The sequence below is a fragment of the Streptomyces sp. BK022 genome (assembly GCF_004217355.1).
GTDB classification, from domain to species: domain Bacteria; phylum Actinomycetota; class Actinomycetes; order Streptomycetales; family Streptomycetaceae; genus Streptomyces; species Streptomyces griseoluteus.
Genome location: NZ_SHKU01000006.1, coordinates 564,073 through 580,647, shown reverse-complemented (window position 1 = coordinate 580,647; position 16,575 = coordinate 564,073). Strand labels below are relative to the sequence as shown.

Below are 16,575 nucleotides of genomic sequence, written 5' to 3'. Positions count from 1 at the left end.
TCATGCGGAGTCTCTTCGGACGTCCGGTGCGGCGGGTGGCGGGCGTGGGCCTGCGCACCGGGCTGCGGTGGAAGCTGAGCGCGGCCATCGCGCTGGTCGCGGGGCTGGTGGCCATCGCGCTGAGCCTGGTCGTGCACAACGCGGCCCGGGTCTCCATGCTGGACAACGCCCGTGACCTGGCCAACCAGCGGGTCCAGCTCGCCCAGCGCAACTACGAGCTCGCCGGGCGGCCCAACTTCCCCAGCATCAAGATCGACGACCCTGCCCTCCCGGCCGAGCTGCGGGCCAAGGTGGAGGAGGGGCGCCGGGCCAGTTACGTCAGCGACACGGGCAGCGGCGAGCCGGACATCTGGGCCGCGGTGCCGGTCAAGAACGGGCATGTGCTCTCGCTGCACGGCGCCTTCCCGGACAAGTCCGCGGACGTGCTGGCCGACCTCGACCAGGCGCTGCTCATCGGCTCCATCGCGGTGGTCCTCGGCGGCAGCGCGCTCGGCGTGGTGATCGGCGGCCAGCTCTCCCGGCGCCTGCGCAAGGCGGCCGCCGCCGCGAACCGGCTGGCGACCGGCGAGACCGACGTACGGGTACGGGAGGCCATCGGCGGAGTCGTACGGGACGAGGCCGACGACCTCGCCCGCGCGGTCGACGCGATGGCGGACGCGCTGCGGCAGCGGCTGGAGGCGGAGCGGCGGGTCACGGCCGACATCGCGCACGAGCTGCGCACCCCGGTGACCGGGCTGCTCACGGCGGCCGAGCTGCTGCCTCCGGGCCGGCCCACCGAGCTGGTGCTGGACCGGGCCAAGGCGATGCGCACGCTGGTGGAGGACGTGCTGGAGGTGGCCCGGCTGGACGGTGCCTCCGAGCGGGCCGAGCTGCAGGACATCATGCTGGGCGAGTTCGTCGCCCGGCGCGTGGCCGCGAAGGACCCGGACATCGTGGTGCGGGTGGTGCACGAGTCCGAGGTCACCACCGACCCGCGCCGGCTGGAGCGGGTGCTGCTCAACCTGCTCACCAACGCCGCCCGGCACGGCGAGCCGCCCATCGAGGTGACCGTCGAGGGCCGGGTGATCCGGATACGCGACCACGGCCCCGGCTTCCCCGAGGCGCTCCTCGCCGAGGGCCCGCTCCGTTTCCGCACCGGCAGCGAGGACCGCGCGGGCCAGGGCCACGGCCTCGGCCTCACCATCGCCGCCGGCCAGGCCCGCGTCCTCGGCGCCCGTCTCACCTTCCGCAACATCCGCCCCCACGGCGAGGGCGCGGTGGCCGTCCTCTGGCTCCCCGAACACGCCCCCACGGCGACGGGCAGCTACCCGGTGCCACCGACCCTGCGGAGCTGAACGCGAGAGGCCCCCCGACCAGCGGTCGGGGGGCCTCTTCAGTGCGGGGTCAGACCGCTTCGATCACCGGGGCCGGGATCGCGTCCGTGGGCTCGGTGGACGGCTTCTGGGGGCCGCCGCGCAGCGGGACCTCCTTGACGAAGACGGCCGCGACGAGGACCACGACGGCGATGGCGGCGCCGAGGAGGAAGGCGGAGTGGGTGCCCGCGGACACCGCGTGCTGGTACGCCTCCCGCGCCGCGGCCGGCAGCTTGGCGAGGCTGGCCGCGTCGAGCTGGGCGGACTTCTCGGTGATGCCCTTGCCCAGCGCACCGGCGCGCTCGGTCATCACGTCCTGCACCCGGTTGTTGAACAGGGCGCCCATGACGGCCACACCGAACGAGGAGCCGAGGGTACGGAACAGGGTGGCGGAGGAGGACGCGACGCCCATGTCCTTCATCTCCACGCTGTTCTGCGCGACCAGCATGGTCACCTGCATCAGGCAGCCCATGCCCGCGCCGACCACGGCCATGTAGATCCCGGAGGTCAGCCGGGTGGTGCCGGTGTCCATCGTGGACATCAGGTACAGCCCGACGATCATCAGCGCACCGCCGGCGATCGGGAAGACCTTGTACCGGCCGCTGTTCGTGGTGACCCGGCCCGCGACCATCGAGGTGACCAGCATCGCGCCGAGCATCGGCAGGAGCAGCAGCCCGGAGTTGGTGGCGGAGGCGCCCTGCACGGCCTGCTGGTACAGCGGCAGGAAGAGCGTCGCGCCGAACATCACGAAGCCGGTGACGAAGCCGATGAGGGACATCAGGGTGAAGTTCAGGCTCTTGAAGATGTGCAGCGGCAGCACCGGCTCGGCGGCCTTGGTCTGCCAGAACACGAACCCGACCAGCGAGACCACACCGAGGGCGGTCAGCTCCATGATCCGCGCGGAGGTCCAGGCGTACTCGGTACCGCCCCACGTGGTGACCAGCACGATCGCGGTGATGCCGACGGTCAGCAGGGCCACGCCGAGGTAGTCGATCCCCGCCTTGGCCCGCTTCTTCGGCAGGTGCAGCACCGCCGAGACCAGCGCCAGCGCGACCGCGCCGAGCGGCAGGTTGATGTAGAAGGTCCAGCGCCAGCCCCAGTTGTCGGTGATGGTGCCACCGACCAGCGGGCCGCCGATCATCGCCAGCGCCATGACGCCGGCCATCATGCCCTGGTACTTGCCCCGCTCACGCGGCGGGATGAGGTCGCCGATGATGGCCATGACGCCGACCATCAGGCCACCGGCGCCCAGACCCTGGACGGCCCGGAACGCGATCAGCTCGCCCATGCCCTGGGCCATACCGCTCAGCGCGGAGCCGATCAGGAAGATCACGATCGAGCCGAGGAAGGCGCCCTTGCGCCCGTACATGTCACCGATCTTGCCCCAGACCGGGGTCGAGGCCGCGGTGGCGAGGGTGTACCCCGTCACGACCCAGGACAGGTGCTCGAGCCCGCCCAGGTCACCCACGATGGTGGGCATCGCGGTGCCCACGATCATGTTGTCCAGCATCGCCAGCATCATGGCGATCATGAGCGCGAGCAGGACCACTCGTACGCTCTTCGGCTTCTTCTCCGGCTGCTCGGGCTCCGCCTGGCCCGCCTTGGCCGTCTGCGTGTCCGCCATTTCTCCCACTCCCCCTGGCGGCTGCTACTTACTTGCCGCCCGGCTAGTTCACTACACTGGAAGGTAGCCTGCTACTAGCCGGGCGTCAAGTAAGTTTCCGCGGAAGCGGGAGGAGTACGAGGATGGGCGACACCATGGACGGCACCAAGCAGCAGCGCCGCGGGAACACCCGCCAGCGCATCCAGGACGTCGCGCTCGAGCTCTTCGCGGAACAGGGCTATGAGAAGACCTCGCTGCGCGAGATCGCGGAGCACCTCGATGTCACCAAGGCGGCCCTCTACTACCACTTCAAGACCAAGGAAGAGATCATCGTCAGTCTCTTCGCGGATCTGACGCAGCCGATCGAGGACCTGATCGAGTGGGGCCGCAGCCAGCCGCACACCCTTCAGACCAAGCAGGAGATCGTACGGCGCTACAGCGCGGCACTGGCCGGGGCGCAGCCGCTCTTCCGGTTCATGCAGGAGAACCAGGCGACGGTGCGGGAGCTGCGCATCGGGGACACGTTCAAGGAACGCATGAAGGGCCTCAGGGAGATCATCATCGATCCCGAGGCCGAGCTGGTGGACCAGGTCCGCTCGATCAGCGCGCTGTTCACCCTGCACGCCGGCATGTTCGTGATGGCGGACCTGGAAGGCGACCCCGAGAAGAAGCGCGAAGCGGTTCTCGAAGTCGCCGTGGATCTGGTGACGCAGGCGCACGAGGGCGCCCGCGGCAGGAGGTAGTCCGGACATCCGTGGTCCGGACTACCGGCGGTGGCCGGTGAGGGCCGGGGGGGTGGTGACCCAGGGCTCAGACGTGGACGCCGTGGGACCGCAGGAAGCTGACCGGGTTGACGGCCGAGCCGTAGTTCGGCGTCTTGCGGATCTCGAAGTGCAGGTGCGGGCCGGTGGAGTTACCGGTGCTGCCCGACAGGGCTATGTGCTGGCCGGTCTTGACGATCTGGCCGACCTTGATGTCGACACGCGACAGGTGGGCGTACTGCGAGTACAGACCGTTGCCGTGCTTGATGACGATGGCGTTGCCGTAGGCGGGGCCGTCACCGGCGCCGTTCGGGCCGGCCTTGACGACGGTGCCGCCGTGGGCCGCGAGGACCTCGGTGCCGGTGGGCACCGCGAAGTCCTGACCGCTGTGCTTGTGCGCCCAGTGGCTGCCGCCCTGGTCGAAGCTGGCGGAGAGGGTGTACTTCTTCACCGGGTCGACCCAGGAGGTCGCGGAGGCGGAGGCGGCGCTGGCAACCCCGCCACCCAGCACGGCCGCGGCGCCGACACCGGCGGCCAGAACGGCCACGCGAGTGCGGAGCGCGGACGTACGGACAGACGTGGAACGCTTGAACATCGATACCTCGTGAACTCGGAGACAGAGAGCCACCCGGCGTACGGATGTTTCACCGTGTGCCGGGCGGGACTCCACATTGGTAACCCCTCACCCCAGCTCGGTTCAAAGGGCCCATCTACGGCACGAGGTAGTAGAAGTGTCCGGAATCGGTCATCTCTTGACAGGCCGGACGCCCCGGCGGGACCAGGCGGTACGGCCTGCCGGTATCACTCTGGGTTTCGGCGCGTACGTCCAGCTTTGCCCTGGTTTGGAATACCACTATCCCGGCTAGTACCGGACATTTCGCCTGTGCGGCATGTCACCGGCGGGCCGGGTCCGGCATCCCATAAATGTGACGCGCGCCTCTAGCAACCTACCGTTCGGTAACCCTACGGTTCCTCTCGCGCCACCCGCTCCGCAGAGCATGCAGTGCACCGCACGGACGCGAGAGGACCCCCCTTCATGACCAGACGCCCCCTGCCGCGCCGGATGGCCGCCGTCGCCGTCTCCACCGCCGCGCTCACCACGCTCGCCGCCCCCGCCGAGGCCGCCACCACGGCCACCACCGCCGCCGCCGTCGACTACGCCACCTGGCAGCAGGACTGCGGGCGGGTGATGGACGAGGCCCTCCCCTACATCCAGAGCCGCGCGGCCGCCGGCGCCGGCGAGAAGCAGGCCATCGTCCTGGACGTGGACAACACCACCCTGGAGACCGACTTCGGCTTCCAGTTCCCCCAGCCCGCCAACCGCCCGGTCCTGAAGGTCGCCCGGTACGCCCAGGACCACGGCGTCGCCCTGATCTTCGTCACCGCCCGCCCCGGCCTCCTGCACTGGCCCACGTCCTACAACCTCGAACACGACGGCTACCGGGTCACCGACCTCCGGGTGCGCGGCCTCATCGACCTCTTCAAGGACGTCGCCGCCTACAAGACCGCCCAGCGGGCCGACATCGAGCGCCAGGGCTACACGATCACCGCCAACATCGGCAACAGCACGTCCGACCTGAGCGGCGGCCACGCGGAGCGGACCTTCAAACTCCCGGACTACGACGGGCAGTTGTCCTGACCTGACCCCATATCCCTGGCTAGGCTCCCTCCTGACGACGGGGGTGAGGGATGGAGCCGACGGCCATCGGTGGCAAGGTGGCCTCCGGGCTGCTGGCCTCGCTGCTGAAGAAGGTGTTCCCGGCGGACGGACCCGGTGCCGGGCTGGCCCCGAACCCCGTACGGCTGGGCGCCCGGGTCTCCCTCGGCGGGGAGAAGCGGCAGCTGGGCGAGCGGGAGCTGCGCCGGCTCGCCACGCGCCTGGTCGAGGACGCCCTCGCCACACCGGGCGAGCCGCCCTTCGCCGACGACGAGCGGACGGCGGTCACGGATGCCCTGACCCGCAGGCTGCTCGCGCTCGGCGAGATCGACATGGACGCGGTGCAGTCCGCGCGGCTCGACGAGCGCGAGCTTACCGGTCGACTGACCGCCGTCGCTAAGCGACTTGACGGCCTCTCCGGTGACGCCGAACTGTTCCTGGAACGGGCCACCGGGTGGGCCTGCGCCCAGATCCTCGAGTACTTCAGCCGCCGCTCCACCTTCGTGGCCCGGACGGTCGTGGAACAGAGCCGTGCGCAGGCCCGTACGGCCGCCGGGGTGGAGGAACTGCTGGTCCGGACCCGCAGGCCCGATACGCGGGACCGCGACTTCGAGACGCGGTACCTGGCCCACCTGGCGAAGAAGCACGGCCGGCTCACGATCTACGGCATCGACCTCACCAATTCACCGGGGCGCTGGCCGCTGGACGCCGCGTATCTGAGCCTGGAGGCAGTACGGCACGACGGCGAGCCCCTCGGGCCGGCGTTCGGCGCCACCCCCGCCAAGCCGGTCCGCGTCCCCGCCGACGAGGCGCTGGCCGGGCACGACCGGGTACTGCTGCGGGGGGTCGCGGGGTCGGGGAAGACCACGCTGGTCCAGTGGCTGGCGGTGTCGGCGGCGAGCGGGGCGACCGGGCGGATGGCGCATCTCGCGGGGCGGGTTCCGTTCGTCCTCCCCCTGCGCACACTCACCCGCCACGGTGAACAACTCCCGTCCCCCACACGCTTCCTGACGGCCGTCGGCTGCCCGCTCGACGGGGCTCAGCCGGACGGCTGGGAGTACCGGGTCCTGGCCTCCGGACGGGCCATGGTGCTGATCGACGGCCTTGACGAGGTGCCGGAACGCGAGCGGGAGCGGGCCCGCGCGTGGCTACGGGACCTGGCGGACGCGTTCCCCGGCAACCGCTGGCTCATCACCTCCCGCCCCTCCGCCGTGGACGACGAGTGGCTCGCCGACGACGGCTTCACGGAGCTGGTCCTGTCCGCGATGAGCCCCTCGGATGTCGCCTCCTTCATCCACCGCTGGCACGGGGCCGCGTCGACAGGGGTTCCGGAGGAGGACGAGCTACTGGCCTCGTACTGCGCCCAGCTGCTCGACGCGGTCCGCACGAAGCCGGACTTGGGCCGCCTGGCCACCAACCCCCTGATGTGCGGCCTCATCTGCGCCCTGCACCGGGACCGGCGGGGGTATCTCCCGCACGGCCGCAAGGAGTTGTACGAGTCGGCCCTCTCCATGCTCCTGACCCGCCGCGACCGAGAACGGGACATGGCCGTACCGGAGTTGAGCGAGGAACCCCAACTCCAGCTCCTCCAACGCCTGGCGTACTGGCTGATCCGCAACGGCCGCACGGAGTTGGACCGCGACCGAGCGGAATCCATCATCGCGGAGGGCCTCCCGTCGGTCCCGGCCGCGTCCGTCCTCGGAGACGCGCCGGCCGTCCTCTCCCACTTCCTGATCCGCACCGGCCTCCTCCTCACCCCCTCCCCCGACACCCTCCACTTCGTCCACCGCACCTTCCAGGACTACCTGGGCGCGCGAGCGGCCGTGGAAGCCGGCGACTTCGGCCTGCTGGCCGAGCACGCGTGCGACGACCAGTGGTCGGACGTGATCCGCATGGCGGTGGCCCAAGCCCGCCCCAGGGAGCGGGCGGAGCTGTTGGGTCTACTGGCATCCAACCCCGACAAGCGCGCCCACCTCTTGGCGATGGCCTGCTTGGAGCATGCGACGGAACTGGAACCTGCGGTGCGCCTGGAGATCCAGAACCTGGCCAGGAAGCTGCTGCCGCCCCGAACGGTGGACGAAGCCGAAGAGCTGGCCCTCGCCGGCCCACTCGTGTTGGAGTTGCTACCGGGCCCCGACGGCCTGTCGGACAAGGAGGCCGAGGCGGTGACGGCCACGGCGGCACTAGTGGGCACGGATGCGGCGATCCCGCTACTGAAGCGCTACGTCGACCATCCCTACCCTTGGGTGCGATACCACCTGCTGAGAGCCTGGGGTCGCTTCGACCCCGCCGGATATGCCGACGAAGTGCTTGCTCAACTGGACGCCCAGAAATTTTTCATCAGGGTGTCCTCTCCGGAAACCTTAAGCGCTCTGCACCGAATCGCTTTGCGGAACCGACTGGTATTCGAGGGCCCGCACCGTCTTACGGACATCATTCGAGCGCTTCCGGTGGGGGCCCGCGAGATCAACGTGGTGGACAACCCGTTGCTTCAAGACCTGCGCCCGCTCGCTGCGCTGGGCTCCCTCGACACCGTCAGCTTGGCGGCCTGTCCAGGAGTGGAGGACCTATCGGCCCTGACGGAGCTCGAACTCACTGCGCTGCATGTGCAGGGCAGCGGAGGAATCTCCGGACTGGATCGCCTCACCACCTTGCGGGACCTCACGGTGCCGACCGACCTGATGGCAGGTCTGCGAGACCTGCCTCGCGGTGCTCAACTCACCGGGCTGAACCTCACCGGCAATGCGTTGCCGACAGGCGGTCTCCGGGGACTGGCCGAATGGCCGACCCTGGAGCGTCTCCAGTTGCACTGCGAGATCAAGCTGCTCGATTCGGAAGACTGGTCCGAACTTGCCTCGCATCCGTCTCTCACCACGCTCGTTGTCTCCGCGCAAGCGGCTCGTCAGTGCGGGGACGCGCCTGAGCTGTCCAACATCAAGACTCTTTGCATAGACGGAGTCCGAGGCGATGAGGATCTGTCCCCGCTGGCCAGGCTGTGCCCGAATCTGAGTGCTGTGGAGCTCGCTTCGTCGCGCGCCGTAAACCTAGATCACAGCGCATACGACCAGGACTTCCCAGGCATCGCGGTAACGTCCTCACGACCCCATACCGTTGCTTTCTGACAAACGCCGAAAGGGGGCCGTGCCATAAAGCACCGGCCCCCTTTCGGACCTACGCGAACCCCCGGAGGGCTACGCGTCCTTGCTCAGGTTCGGGCCCCCGCCGGCCGCCTGCTCGATCGGCGGGGCGTCCGGCAGGGCGGCCTTTTCCTCGCCGCGGAAGGTGAAGGTCTGGTTGTCGCCCTCGCCCTCCGTGTCGACGACCACGATGTGACCCGGACGCAGCTCGCCGAAGAGGATCTTCTCCGAGAGGGTGTCCTCGACCTCGCGCTGGATCGTGCGACGCAGCGGACGCGCGCCCAGCACCGGGTCGTAACCCTTCTTGGAGAGCAGCTCCTTGGCGGACTGGGAGAGCTCGAGGCCCATGTCCCGGTCCTTGAGGCGCTCGTCCACCTTGCCGACCATCAGGTCGACGATCCGGAGGATGTCCGCCTGAGTGAGCTGCGGGAAGACGACCACGTCGTCGACGCGGTTGAGGAACTCGGGACGGAAGTGCTGCTTCAGCTCGTCCGACACCTTGTTCTTCATGCGCTCGTAGTTGGTCTTCGTGTCGCCGGAGGCGGCGAAGCCCAGGTTGAAGCCCTTGGAGATGTCCCGCGTGCCGAGGTTGGTCGTCATGATGATGACCGTGTTCTTGAAGTCCACGACCCGGCCCTGGGAGTCGGTCAGGCGACCGTCCTCCAGGATCTGCAGCAGCGAGTTGAAGATGTCCGGGTGGGCCTTCTCGACCTCGTCGAAGAGGACGACGGAGAACGGCTTGCGGCGCACCTTCTCGGTGAGCTGGCCGCCCTCCTCGTAACCCACGTAACCGGGGGGCGAGCCGAAGAGCCGCGAGACCGTGTGCTTCTCGCTGAACTCCGACATGTCGAGGGAGATCAGCGCGTCCTCGTCACCGAAGAGGAACTCGGCGAGCGCCTTGGACAGCTCGGTCTTACCGACACCGGACGGACCGGCGAAGATGAACGAGCCACCGGGACGCTTCGGGTCCTTCAGACCGGCACGGGTACGGCGGATCGCCTTGGACAGCGCCTTGACGGCGTCGACCTGGCCGATGACCCGCTTGTGCAGCTCCTCCTCCATGCGGAGCAGGCGGCTGGACTCCTCCTCGGTCAGCTTGAAGACCGGGATGCCCGTGGCCGTGGCGAGGACCTCGGCGATCAGCTCGCCGTCGACCTCGGCGACGACGTCCATGTCGCCGGCCTTCCACTCCTTCTCCCGCTTGGCCTTGGCGGCCAGGAGCTGCTTCTCCTTGTCGCGCAGGGAGGCGGCCTTCTCGAAGTCCTGCGAGTCGATCGCGGACTCCTTGTCCCGGCGGACACCGGCGATCTTCTCGTCGAACTCGCGGAGGTCCGGCGGCGCGGTCATCCGGCGGATGCGCATCCGGGAGCCGGCCTCGTCGATCAGGTCGATCGCCTTGTCCGGCAGGAAGCGGTCCGAGATGTACCGGTCGGCCAGAGTGGCGGCCTGGACCAGCGCCTCGTCGGTGATGGAGACGCGGTGGTGCGCCTCGTACCGGTCGCGCAGACCCTTGAGGATCTCGATCGTGTGCGGCAGCGACGGCTCCGCGACCTGGATGGGCTGGAAGCGGCGCTCGAGGGCCGCGTCCTTCTCCAGGTGCTTGCGGTACTCGTCCAGCGTGGTGGCACCGATGGTCTGGAGCTCACCGCGGGCCAGCATCGGCTTGAGGATGGAGGCGGCGTCGATCGCGCCCTCGGCGGCGCCCGCACCGACCAGCGTGTGCAGCTCGTCGATGAACAGGATGATGTCGCCGCGGGTGCGGATCTCCTTGAGCACCTTCTTCAGGCGCTCCTCGAAGTCACCGCGGTAGCGGGAGCCGGCGACCAGGGCACCGAGGTCGAGGGTGTAGAGGTGCTTGTCCTTGAGGGTCTCGGGCACCTCGCCCTTGACGATGGCCTGGGCGAGGCCCTCGACGACGGCGGTCTTGCCGACGCCGGGCTCACCGATCAGCACCGGGTTGTTCTTCGTACGGCGGGACAGCACCTGCATGACCCGCTCGATCTCCTTCTCGCGCCCGATGACCGGGTCGAGCTTGGTTTCACGAGCGGCCTGGGTGAGGTTCCGGCCGAACTGGTCCAGGACGAGGGAGGTCGAGGGGGTGCCCTCGGCCGGGCCGCCTGCGGCCGCGGTCTCCTTGCCCTGGTAACCGGAGAGCAACTGGATGACCTGCTGGCGCACCCGGTTCAGGTCTGCGCCCAGCTTGACCAGGACCTGGGCGGCGACGCCCTCGCCCTCACGGATCAGGCCGAGCAGGATGTGCTCGGTGCCGATGTAGTTGTGGCCGAGCTGAAGGGCCTCGCGGAGCGACAGCTCCAGGACCTTCTTGGCACGGGGGGTGAAGGGGATGTGGCCGGACGGGGCCTGCTGGCCCTGACCGATGATCTCCTCCACCTGCTGACGGACCGCCTCAAGCGAAATGCCGAGGCTCTCCAGGGCCTTAGCGGCGACACCTTCACCCTCGTGGATGAGACCCAGGAGGATGTGCTCGGTGCCGATGTAGTTGTGGTTGAGCATCCGGGCTTCTTCCTGAGCCAGGACGACAACCCGCCGCGCGCGGTCGGTGAACCTCTCGAACATCGTTAATCGCTCCTCAGAGCGGTCAGGCAGTGGGGGGAACTTCCCCTCCCTGTCCTTCCGCAGCTTAGTCCCGCAAGCGGGGACCGCTCATTCCAACTGCCGACACCGTGATGGCCTCCTGACCCCGAACGCCGACATCTGCTCCAACTCGATGGTGCGAGACGATGTTCCCGCAGGCCAGGCAGTTACCCCACTCGCCGTTCCGCCGATGGCGAACGTGAGACGGCCTTTCCTGCGTGTCGCCCCCTCCCACTAGGCATGTCTTACCCGCGGTGACGGGCGGTCCATGCCGCGCGCACCGTTTCCCTCCGCTATGGGCGAACAACCTCACGACTCCGGGTGCGCCCATGCGCTCCCCCCGGTCGCACACATCGTGACCGTCCGGACGCTCAGCGTAACCCTCGGGCGTCTTCGCCGGTTGCACCTGGCATGGCTGGCTCAATGTCCGCGGCATCCGCGGAGCCCTTCCCGGCGTCACCGGCGCCGCCCTTCCCGCGCCCGAGGCGCCCGCACGGCGGGGCCCCCGAGGCGGCGGCCCGGCACTGGTACGAGGGCGTGCTGGGCTGGGCGACGGCGCCGGGGGCGCCGCTGCGGCTGGTGACGGGGGTGCGCTTCGACGTGCTGGACGTCCCGGCCGAGGCGGGGGCGGTGGCGCTCAGGCATCTGGCGCCCGCCTCCCCGGTGGCCCTCGTGGGCGGCCGGATGCGGCTGCTGGTGGCCGCGGGGAGCGCGGAGGAGCTGCCGGGGCTGCTCGACTGGCTGGAGTGGAGCGCGCTGGCGCTGGACCTGCGGGCGCTGGGCGCCGGTGGCCTGACGGAGGCACCGGCGCCGCACGAGCGGGTCGCGGGCGCGGCGGCGCCGCGGCCGGGCGCCGGAGCCTTGCAGGGGGCCGCCGTATGGCTGCGGCCCCCCGAGCCGGGGCGTGAGGTGGAGGCGGTGCTGCCCGCGCTGCCGTCCTTCGAGGGCGTCACGGGTGCCCCCGATCTCGTACGGCTGGTGGACACCGTGGCGGCGCAGTGCCACCGGGTCCGGCTGCGGCGGGGCACCGGGCCCCGTTCGCGGGGGCGTGATCAGCCGTTGGCCTTCTCGTAGGCCTCGCGGATGGAGGCGGGGACGCGGCCGCGGTCGTTCACGTCGTAGCCGTTCTCCTTGGCCCAGGCGCGGATGGCCGCGGTGTCCTGGTTGCCACCGGAGGCGGCGCGGGCCTTGCCGCGGCCACCGGAGGAACGGCCACCGGTACGCCGGCCACCCTTCACGTACGCGTCGAGAAGTCCGCGCAGCTTGTCCGCGTTGGCGGTCGTGAGGTCGATCTCGTACGTCTTGCCGTCCAACGCGAACGTCACGGTCTCGTCAGCCTCGCCGCCGTCGAGGTCGTCGACAAGAAGGACCTGAACCTTCTGTGCCACGGGATTTCCTTTCATCGAAAACGTGAGGGCGGGGAGGTCCGCGGCGTACGCCGTTTAGCCGCCCCTGTTATATGCAGTGCAGCAGTACGCCGGAAAGCAAACCGCTTTTGCCGGAAAAACACAAACCCTCGGGGAGAGGCCCCACGCCCTCTCGCGTCCGGAAACGTGCGCGTTTCGGACATAGGGAACCGGGGCATTGGCGATCACAGATGCAGAAGCATCCGGCTGTTGCCCAAGGTGTTGGGTTTCACTCGTTCGAGACCGAGGAACTCCGCGACACCCTCGTCATAGGAGCGCAACAGCTCCGCGTACACATCGGCGTCGACCGGTGTCTCACCGATCTCCACGAAGCCGTGCTTGGTGAAGAAGTCGACTTCGAAGGTCAGACAGAAAACCCGGCGAACGCCGAGCCGGCGTGCGGTGTCGAGCAACTTCCCCAGCAGCCGGTGGCCCACTCCGGCGCCCTTGAGTGCCGGGTTCACCGCGAGAGTGCGGACTTCCGCGAGGTCTTCCCACATGACGTGCAAGGCGCCGCAGCCGACGACCTCGGCGTTGTCGTCGCGTTCCGCGACCCAGAACTCCTGGATGTCCTCGTAAAGGGTGACCGTGGCTTTGTCGAGCAGGATGCGGTCGCGCGAGTAGGCGTCGAGGAGTCGTCGGACGGCGGGAACATCGCTGGTCCGGGCGCGCCGGACGGTGATGGCATTCGCGGAGACTTCGGGGCTCTTCGCTGACATGGGCGGACGCTATCGCCCGCCGGTCTCCTCCGCCGAACCGGGGTTCTCGCGCGTTTGCGGCCCTTGGACGATACGGATGGCGTCGCTGAGGGCCTGGCGCTGTTCCTCGCTCATCATCCCGAAGAACGCGACGAGAGCGGCGGCGGGGTTGTCGCTCTGCGACCAGGCGTCGTTCATGAGCGCGGCGGCGTAGGCGGCTCTGGTGGAGACGGCCTCATATCGATAGGCACGCCCTTCCGCCTCACGGCGGACCCAGCCCTTCTGATGGAGATTGTCCAAAACCGTCATGACGGTGGTGTACGCGATCGAGCGTTCCTGCTGGATGTCTTCCAGGACTTCCCGGACGGTCACCGGGCGGTTCCACTTCCACACCCGTGACATGACGGCGTCTTCGAGATCTCCCAAGGGGCGAGGCACAAAACAAACAATAGGCGGAGATCCGGTCAAACCGGCGCCGACGTGCGGGTGGCTCAGGCGTCGCCGCGGGCGGCCTGGCGGGCGTCCTCCGCGCGCGCGAGGGCGGCGTCGACGGCCGCGTCCTCCTTGCCCTTGGCCGCTCCGCCCTGGGTCTTCACGATCACCCGGACCACCCCGATGAAGAGGGCGGCCATGACGAAGGGGGGCACCAGCGCGGAGACGTAGTCCATGGCTCCAGGGTAGCCACGCGGGGCGGCCGGGCCGGGGCGGGGTGGGCCGTATGTCCTCCCCGCCCCATAGGGCCAGGTCAGTCGGGTCAGCCCGCGACGAGGTGGCGGGCGCCGTCCTGTCCGGCGGGCGGGGACTGCGGTTTGCGGCGCGGGAAGACCTCGCCGGGGGTGGGGACGGGGCGCTTGGGGGCGGCCGGCGGAGCGGGGCGCTCGCCGGGGCGCGGGGACGGGGGCCGGGCGGGCTCCTCGGCGGGCTTCTGGGCGGCTTTCCCGGACTCGTCGGCCCCGGTGGGCCCGGAGCCCTCCGCGCCGCCCGGAAGGGCCAGCAGGCGGGCGCGTGAGGGCGGTGCGGCGGGCGCGGGGACGGTGGGCGCGCCGCCGGTGAAGCGGGCGCGGACGCTGCGCTCGACCAGGCCCTGGCAGTGGGCCAGCAGGGCGGCGGCCACCGGGTTGCCGCGCAGGGCGCGCAGCGCGGCGAGGTCGTCCGGCGCGGGCCGGTGCCCGGCGCCGAGCGCCTCCTGGAGCAGGGCGAGGTAACCGGCCGCGGTGCCGGGCAGGGCGGCTCGGTAGCGGCCCAGGTCGGCCAGGAGGAAGGCGCGCAGGCGAGCCGCTTCGTCCAGTGCCTCGTCGACCGAGTCGGCGAGGCGGAAGCAGTCCTGCACGTCCTCGGCGGAGGCCGTGCCGGGGTGGAGGGCGAGGGCGAGGGCGCGGCGGAGCACACGCAGCTCCTCCGCGCCGAACGCCATGCCGCCGCGAGTTCCGTATGGCGTGGGCATGCGGCGACGCTACCGCTAATCGGACAAAAGTTACGGAATCGGACGCTTTGTCACGCGTGTCGGACTCAGGGTTCCCCCGCTCGGCCCTGAGTCCCCCACGGGCCCGCCTACCTGCGCGGCACGTTGCGCTCGTAGACCAGGCGCAGGCCGATCAGGGTGAGCCAGGGCTGGTGCTCGTCGATCACCGAGGACTCGCCCAGCACCATCGGCGCCAGACCGCCGGTGGCGATCACGGTGACGTCGTCGGGGTCGTCGGCCAGCTCGCGCGCCATCCGGCCGACCACGCCGTCCACCTGGCCGGCGAAGCCGTAGACGATGCCGGACTGCATGGCCTCGACGGTGCTCTTGCCGATCACGTTGCGCGGGCGGGCCACCTCGATCTTGCGGAGCTGCGCGGCCTTCACGCCGAGCGCCTCCACCGAGATCTCGATGCCGGGCGCGATGACCCCGCCGACGTACTCCCCGCGCGCGGAGATCGCGTCGAAGGTGGTCGCGGTGCCGAAGTCGACCACGATCGCCGGGCCGCCGTACAGCTCGTTGGCGGCGACCGTGTTGATGATGCGGTCGGCGCCGACCTCCTTGGGGTTGTCGAACTGCACCGGCACCCCGGTCTTGACGCCGGGCTCGACCAGCACCGCGGGCACGTCGCCGTAGTAGCGCCGGGTGACCTCGCGCAGCTCGTGCAGCACCGAGGGCACCGTGGCGCAGATGGCGATGCCGTGGATGCCGTCGCCCAGTTCCTCGCCGAGCAGCGGGTGCGTGCCCATCAGGCCCTGGAGCAGCACCGCCAGCTCGTCGGCCGTGCGGCGCGGGTCGGTGGACACGCGCCAGTGCTCGACGATGTCCTCGCCGTCGAAGAGACCGAGGACGGTGTGGGTGTTGCCGACGTCGATCGTGAGCAGCATCCGGGTCACTCCGCCGGGCGCAGGTCCAGGCCGATGTCGAGCACCGGCGAGGAGTGGGTGAGGGCGCCGACGGCCAGGAAGTCCACGCCGGTGTCGGCGTAGGCGCGGGCGTTCTCCAGGGTGAGCCGCCCGGACGCCTCCAGCTCGGCGCGGCCGGCCGTGAGGGTGACGGCCTCGGCGCACTCGCCGGGGGTGAAGTTGTCCAGCAGGATCAGGTCGGCTCCGGCCTCGACGGCCTCGTGGAGCTGGTGCAGGGTGTCGACCTCGACCTCGACGGGGAGGTCCGGGAAGGTCTCCCGTACGGCCCTGAACGCCTCGGCCACGCCGCCGGCGGCCAGGACGTGGTTGTCCTTGACCAGGGCGGCGTCGGACAGCGACATGCGGTGGTTGACGCCGCCGCCGCAGCGCACCGCGTACTTCTCCAGCGAGCGCAGGCCGGGGGTGGTCTTGCGGGTGTCGCGCACGCGGGTGCGGCTGCCCTCCAGCACGTCGGCCCACGCGCGCGTGGCGGACGCGATGCCGGACATGCGGCCCAGGATGTTCAGGGCGCTGCGCTCGGCGGTGAGCAGATCACGGGTGCGGGTGGTGACCGACAGCAGGCGCTGGCCGGCCTCGATCAGGTCGCCGTCCTCGACGTGCCGCTCGACCTCGAACTCGTCCTCGCAGACCACGGAGAGCACGGCCTCGGCGACCCGGAGGCCCGCGACCACGCCGGCTTCGCGGGCGACGAAGTCGGCGGTGGCCACGGCGTCCTCGGGGATGGTCGCCACGGTGGTCACGTCGACGCCGCCGGCCAGGTCCTCCTGGACGGTGACGTTGGCGATGTCCTCGATCTCCACGGGGTCGAGCCCGGACTCGGCCAGCAGCGCGGCCAGCGCGGGGTCGAGACCGCACTCCAGTTGCTCTGCGCCCTCCTCGTCCGCGCCACAGGCGCAGCCGTCGCCGCAGCCGCCGGTCGGGGCGAGGGGAAGGTCGTCGGTGCTCACGTTCGTCACTGCTCCTGGGGACGCTGGTTCA

15 protein-coding genes are annotated in these 16,575 nt (G+C 70.1%); 5 read left to right on the top strand and 10 right to left on the bottom strand.

What is annotated here, in order from left to right; all coding sequences use genetic code 11:
• Positions 1–2 precede the first annotated feature (2 nt).
• Positions 3–1,334, top strand: coding sequence for a two-component system sensor histidine kinase CseC (cseC, locus tag EV284_RS26445; RefSeq protein WP_130338363.1), 1,332 nt, complete (start codon positions 3–5; stop codon positions 1,332–1,334).
• Positions 1,335–1,383: 49 nt separating this feature from the next.
• Here cseC and EV284_RS26440 read toward each other — a convergent pair whose 3' ends face one another.
• Entirely contained in the window at positions 1,384–2,976 is a 1,593-nt protein-coding gene (locus EV284_RS26440) for an MDR family MFS transporter (protein ID WP_130338361.1), read from the bottom strand.
• Between the two features lie 122 nt (positions 2,977–3,098).
• Here EV284_RS26440 and EV284_RS26435 point away from each other — a divergent pair, with 122 nt between their 5' ends.
• Positions 3,099–3,698, top strand: coding sequence for a TetR/AcrR family transcriptional regulator (locus EV284_RS26435; protein WP_130338359.1), 600 nt, complete (start codon positions 3,099–3,101; stop codon positions 3,696–3,698).
• Positions 3,699–3,765: 67 nt separating this feature from the next.
• Here the strand turns inward: EV284_RS26435 and EV284_RS26430 are convergent, their stop codons facing one another.
• On the bottom strand, positions 3,766–4,311 hold the full coding sequence (locus EV284_RS26430) for a M23 family metallopeptidase (protein ID WP_130338356.1): 546 nt from the start codon (positions 4,309–4,311) through the stop codon (positions 3,766–3,768).
• Positions 4,312–4,752: 441 nt separating this feature from the next.
• Between EV284_RS26430 and EV284_RS26425 the strand changes: the two genes are divergently transcribed.
• Entirely contained in the window at positions 4,753–5,355 is a 603-nt protein-coding gene (locus tag EV284_RS26425; protein WP_130338354.1) for an HAD family acid phosphatase, read from the top strand.
• A gap of 50 nt (positions 5,356–5,405) precedes the next feature.
• Positions 5,406–8,495, top strand: coding sequence for an NACHT domain-containing protein (locus tag EV284_RS26420; protein WP_130338352.1), 3,090 nt, complete (start codon positions 5,406–5,408; stop codon positions 8,493–8,495).
• Positions 8,496–8,564: 69 nt separating this feature from the next.
• Here the strand turns inward: EV284_RS26420 and EV284_RS26415 are convergent, their stop codons facing one another.
• Complete coding sequence (locus EV284_RS26415; protein WP_130338350.1) at positions 8,565–11,087, bottom strand: ATP-dependent Clp protease ATP-binding subunit; 2,523 nt, start codon at positions 11,085–11,087, stop codon at positions 8,565–8,567.
• A gap of 441 nt (positions 11,088–11,528) precedes the next feature.
• Here EV284_RS26415 and EV284_RS26405 point away from each other — a divergent pair, with 441 nt between their 5' ends.
• Positions 11,529–12,179 carry an SCO3374 family protein gene (locus EV284_RS26405; protein WP_242625827.1) on the top strand — a complete coding sequence of 217 codons (651 nt, stop codon included), beginning with the start codon at positions 11,529–11,531 and terminating at the stop codon, positions 12,177–12,179.
• Here EV284_RS26405 and EV284_RS26400 read toward each other — a convergent pair.
• From EV284_RS26400 to nadC, 7 genes are all read right to left on the bottom strand, one after another.
• Complete coding sequence (locus EV284_RS26400) at positions 12,158–12,493, bottom strand: Lsr2 family protein (protein ID WP_130338348.1); 336 nt, start codon at positions 12,491–12,493, stop codon at positions 12,158–12,160. The two genes, EV284_RS26405 and EV284_RS26400, sit on opposite strands and share 22 nt — an antisense overlap.
• Positions 12,494–12,696: 203 nt before the next feature.
• Positions 12,697–13,230, bottom strand: coding sequence for an amino-acid N-acetyltransferase (locus EV284_RS26395; RefSeq protein ID WP_086694982.1), 534 nt, complete (start codon positions 13,228–13,230; stop codon positions 12,697–12,699).
• A 9-nt stretch (positions 13,231–13,239) separates the two neighbouring features.
• Positions 13,240–13,647, bottom strand: coding sequence for a BlaI/MecI/CopY family transcriptional regulator (locus EV284_RS26390; RefSeq protein WP_267881272.1), 408 nt, complete (start codon positions 13,645–13,647; stop codon positions 13,240–13,242).
• Positions 13,648–13,700: 53 nt separating this feature from the next.
• A complete protein-coding gene (locus EV284_RS32840; RefSeq protein WP_165425646.1) occupies positions 13,701–13,877 on the bottom strand; it encodes a hypothetical protein in 177 nt (58 codons plus the stop codon).
• 86 nt (positions 13,878–13,963) lie between these two features.
• On the bottom strand, positions 13,964–14,623 hold the full coding sequence (locus tag EV284_RS26385; RefSeq protein WP_130338497.1) for a hypothetical protein: 660 nt from the start codon (positions 14,621–14,623) through the stop codon (positions 13,964–13,966).
• A 137-nt stretch (positions 14,624–14,760) separates the two neighbouring features.
• Positions 14,761–15,558: a type III pantothenate kinase gene (locus tag EV284_RS26380; protein ID WP_030811239.1), complete on the bottom strand. Its 798-nt coding sequence runs from the start codon at positions 15,556–15,558 to the stop codon at positions 14,761–14,763.
• A gap of 5 nt (positions 15,559–15,563) precedes the next feature.
• Positions 15,564–16,544, bottom strand: a complete 981-nt coding sequence (nadC, locus tag EV284_RS26375; RefSeq protein ID WP_130338346.1) for a carboxylating nicotinate-nucleotide diphosphorylase — start codon at positions 16,542–16,544, stop codon at positions 15,564–15,566.
• Between the last annotated feature and the right edge of the window lie 31 nt (positions 16,545–16,575).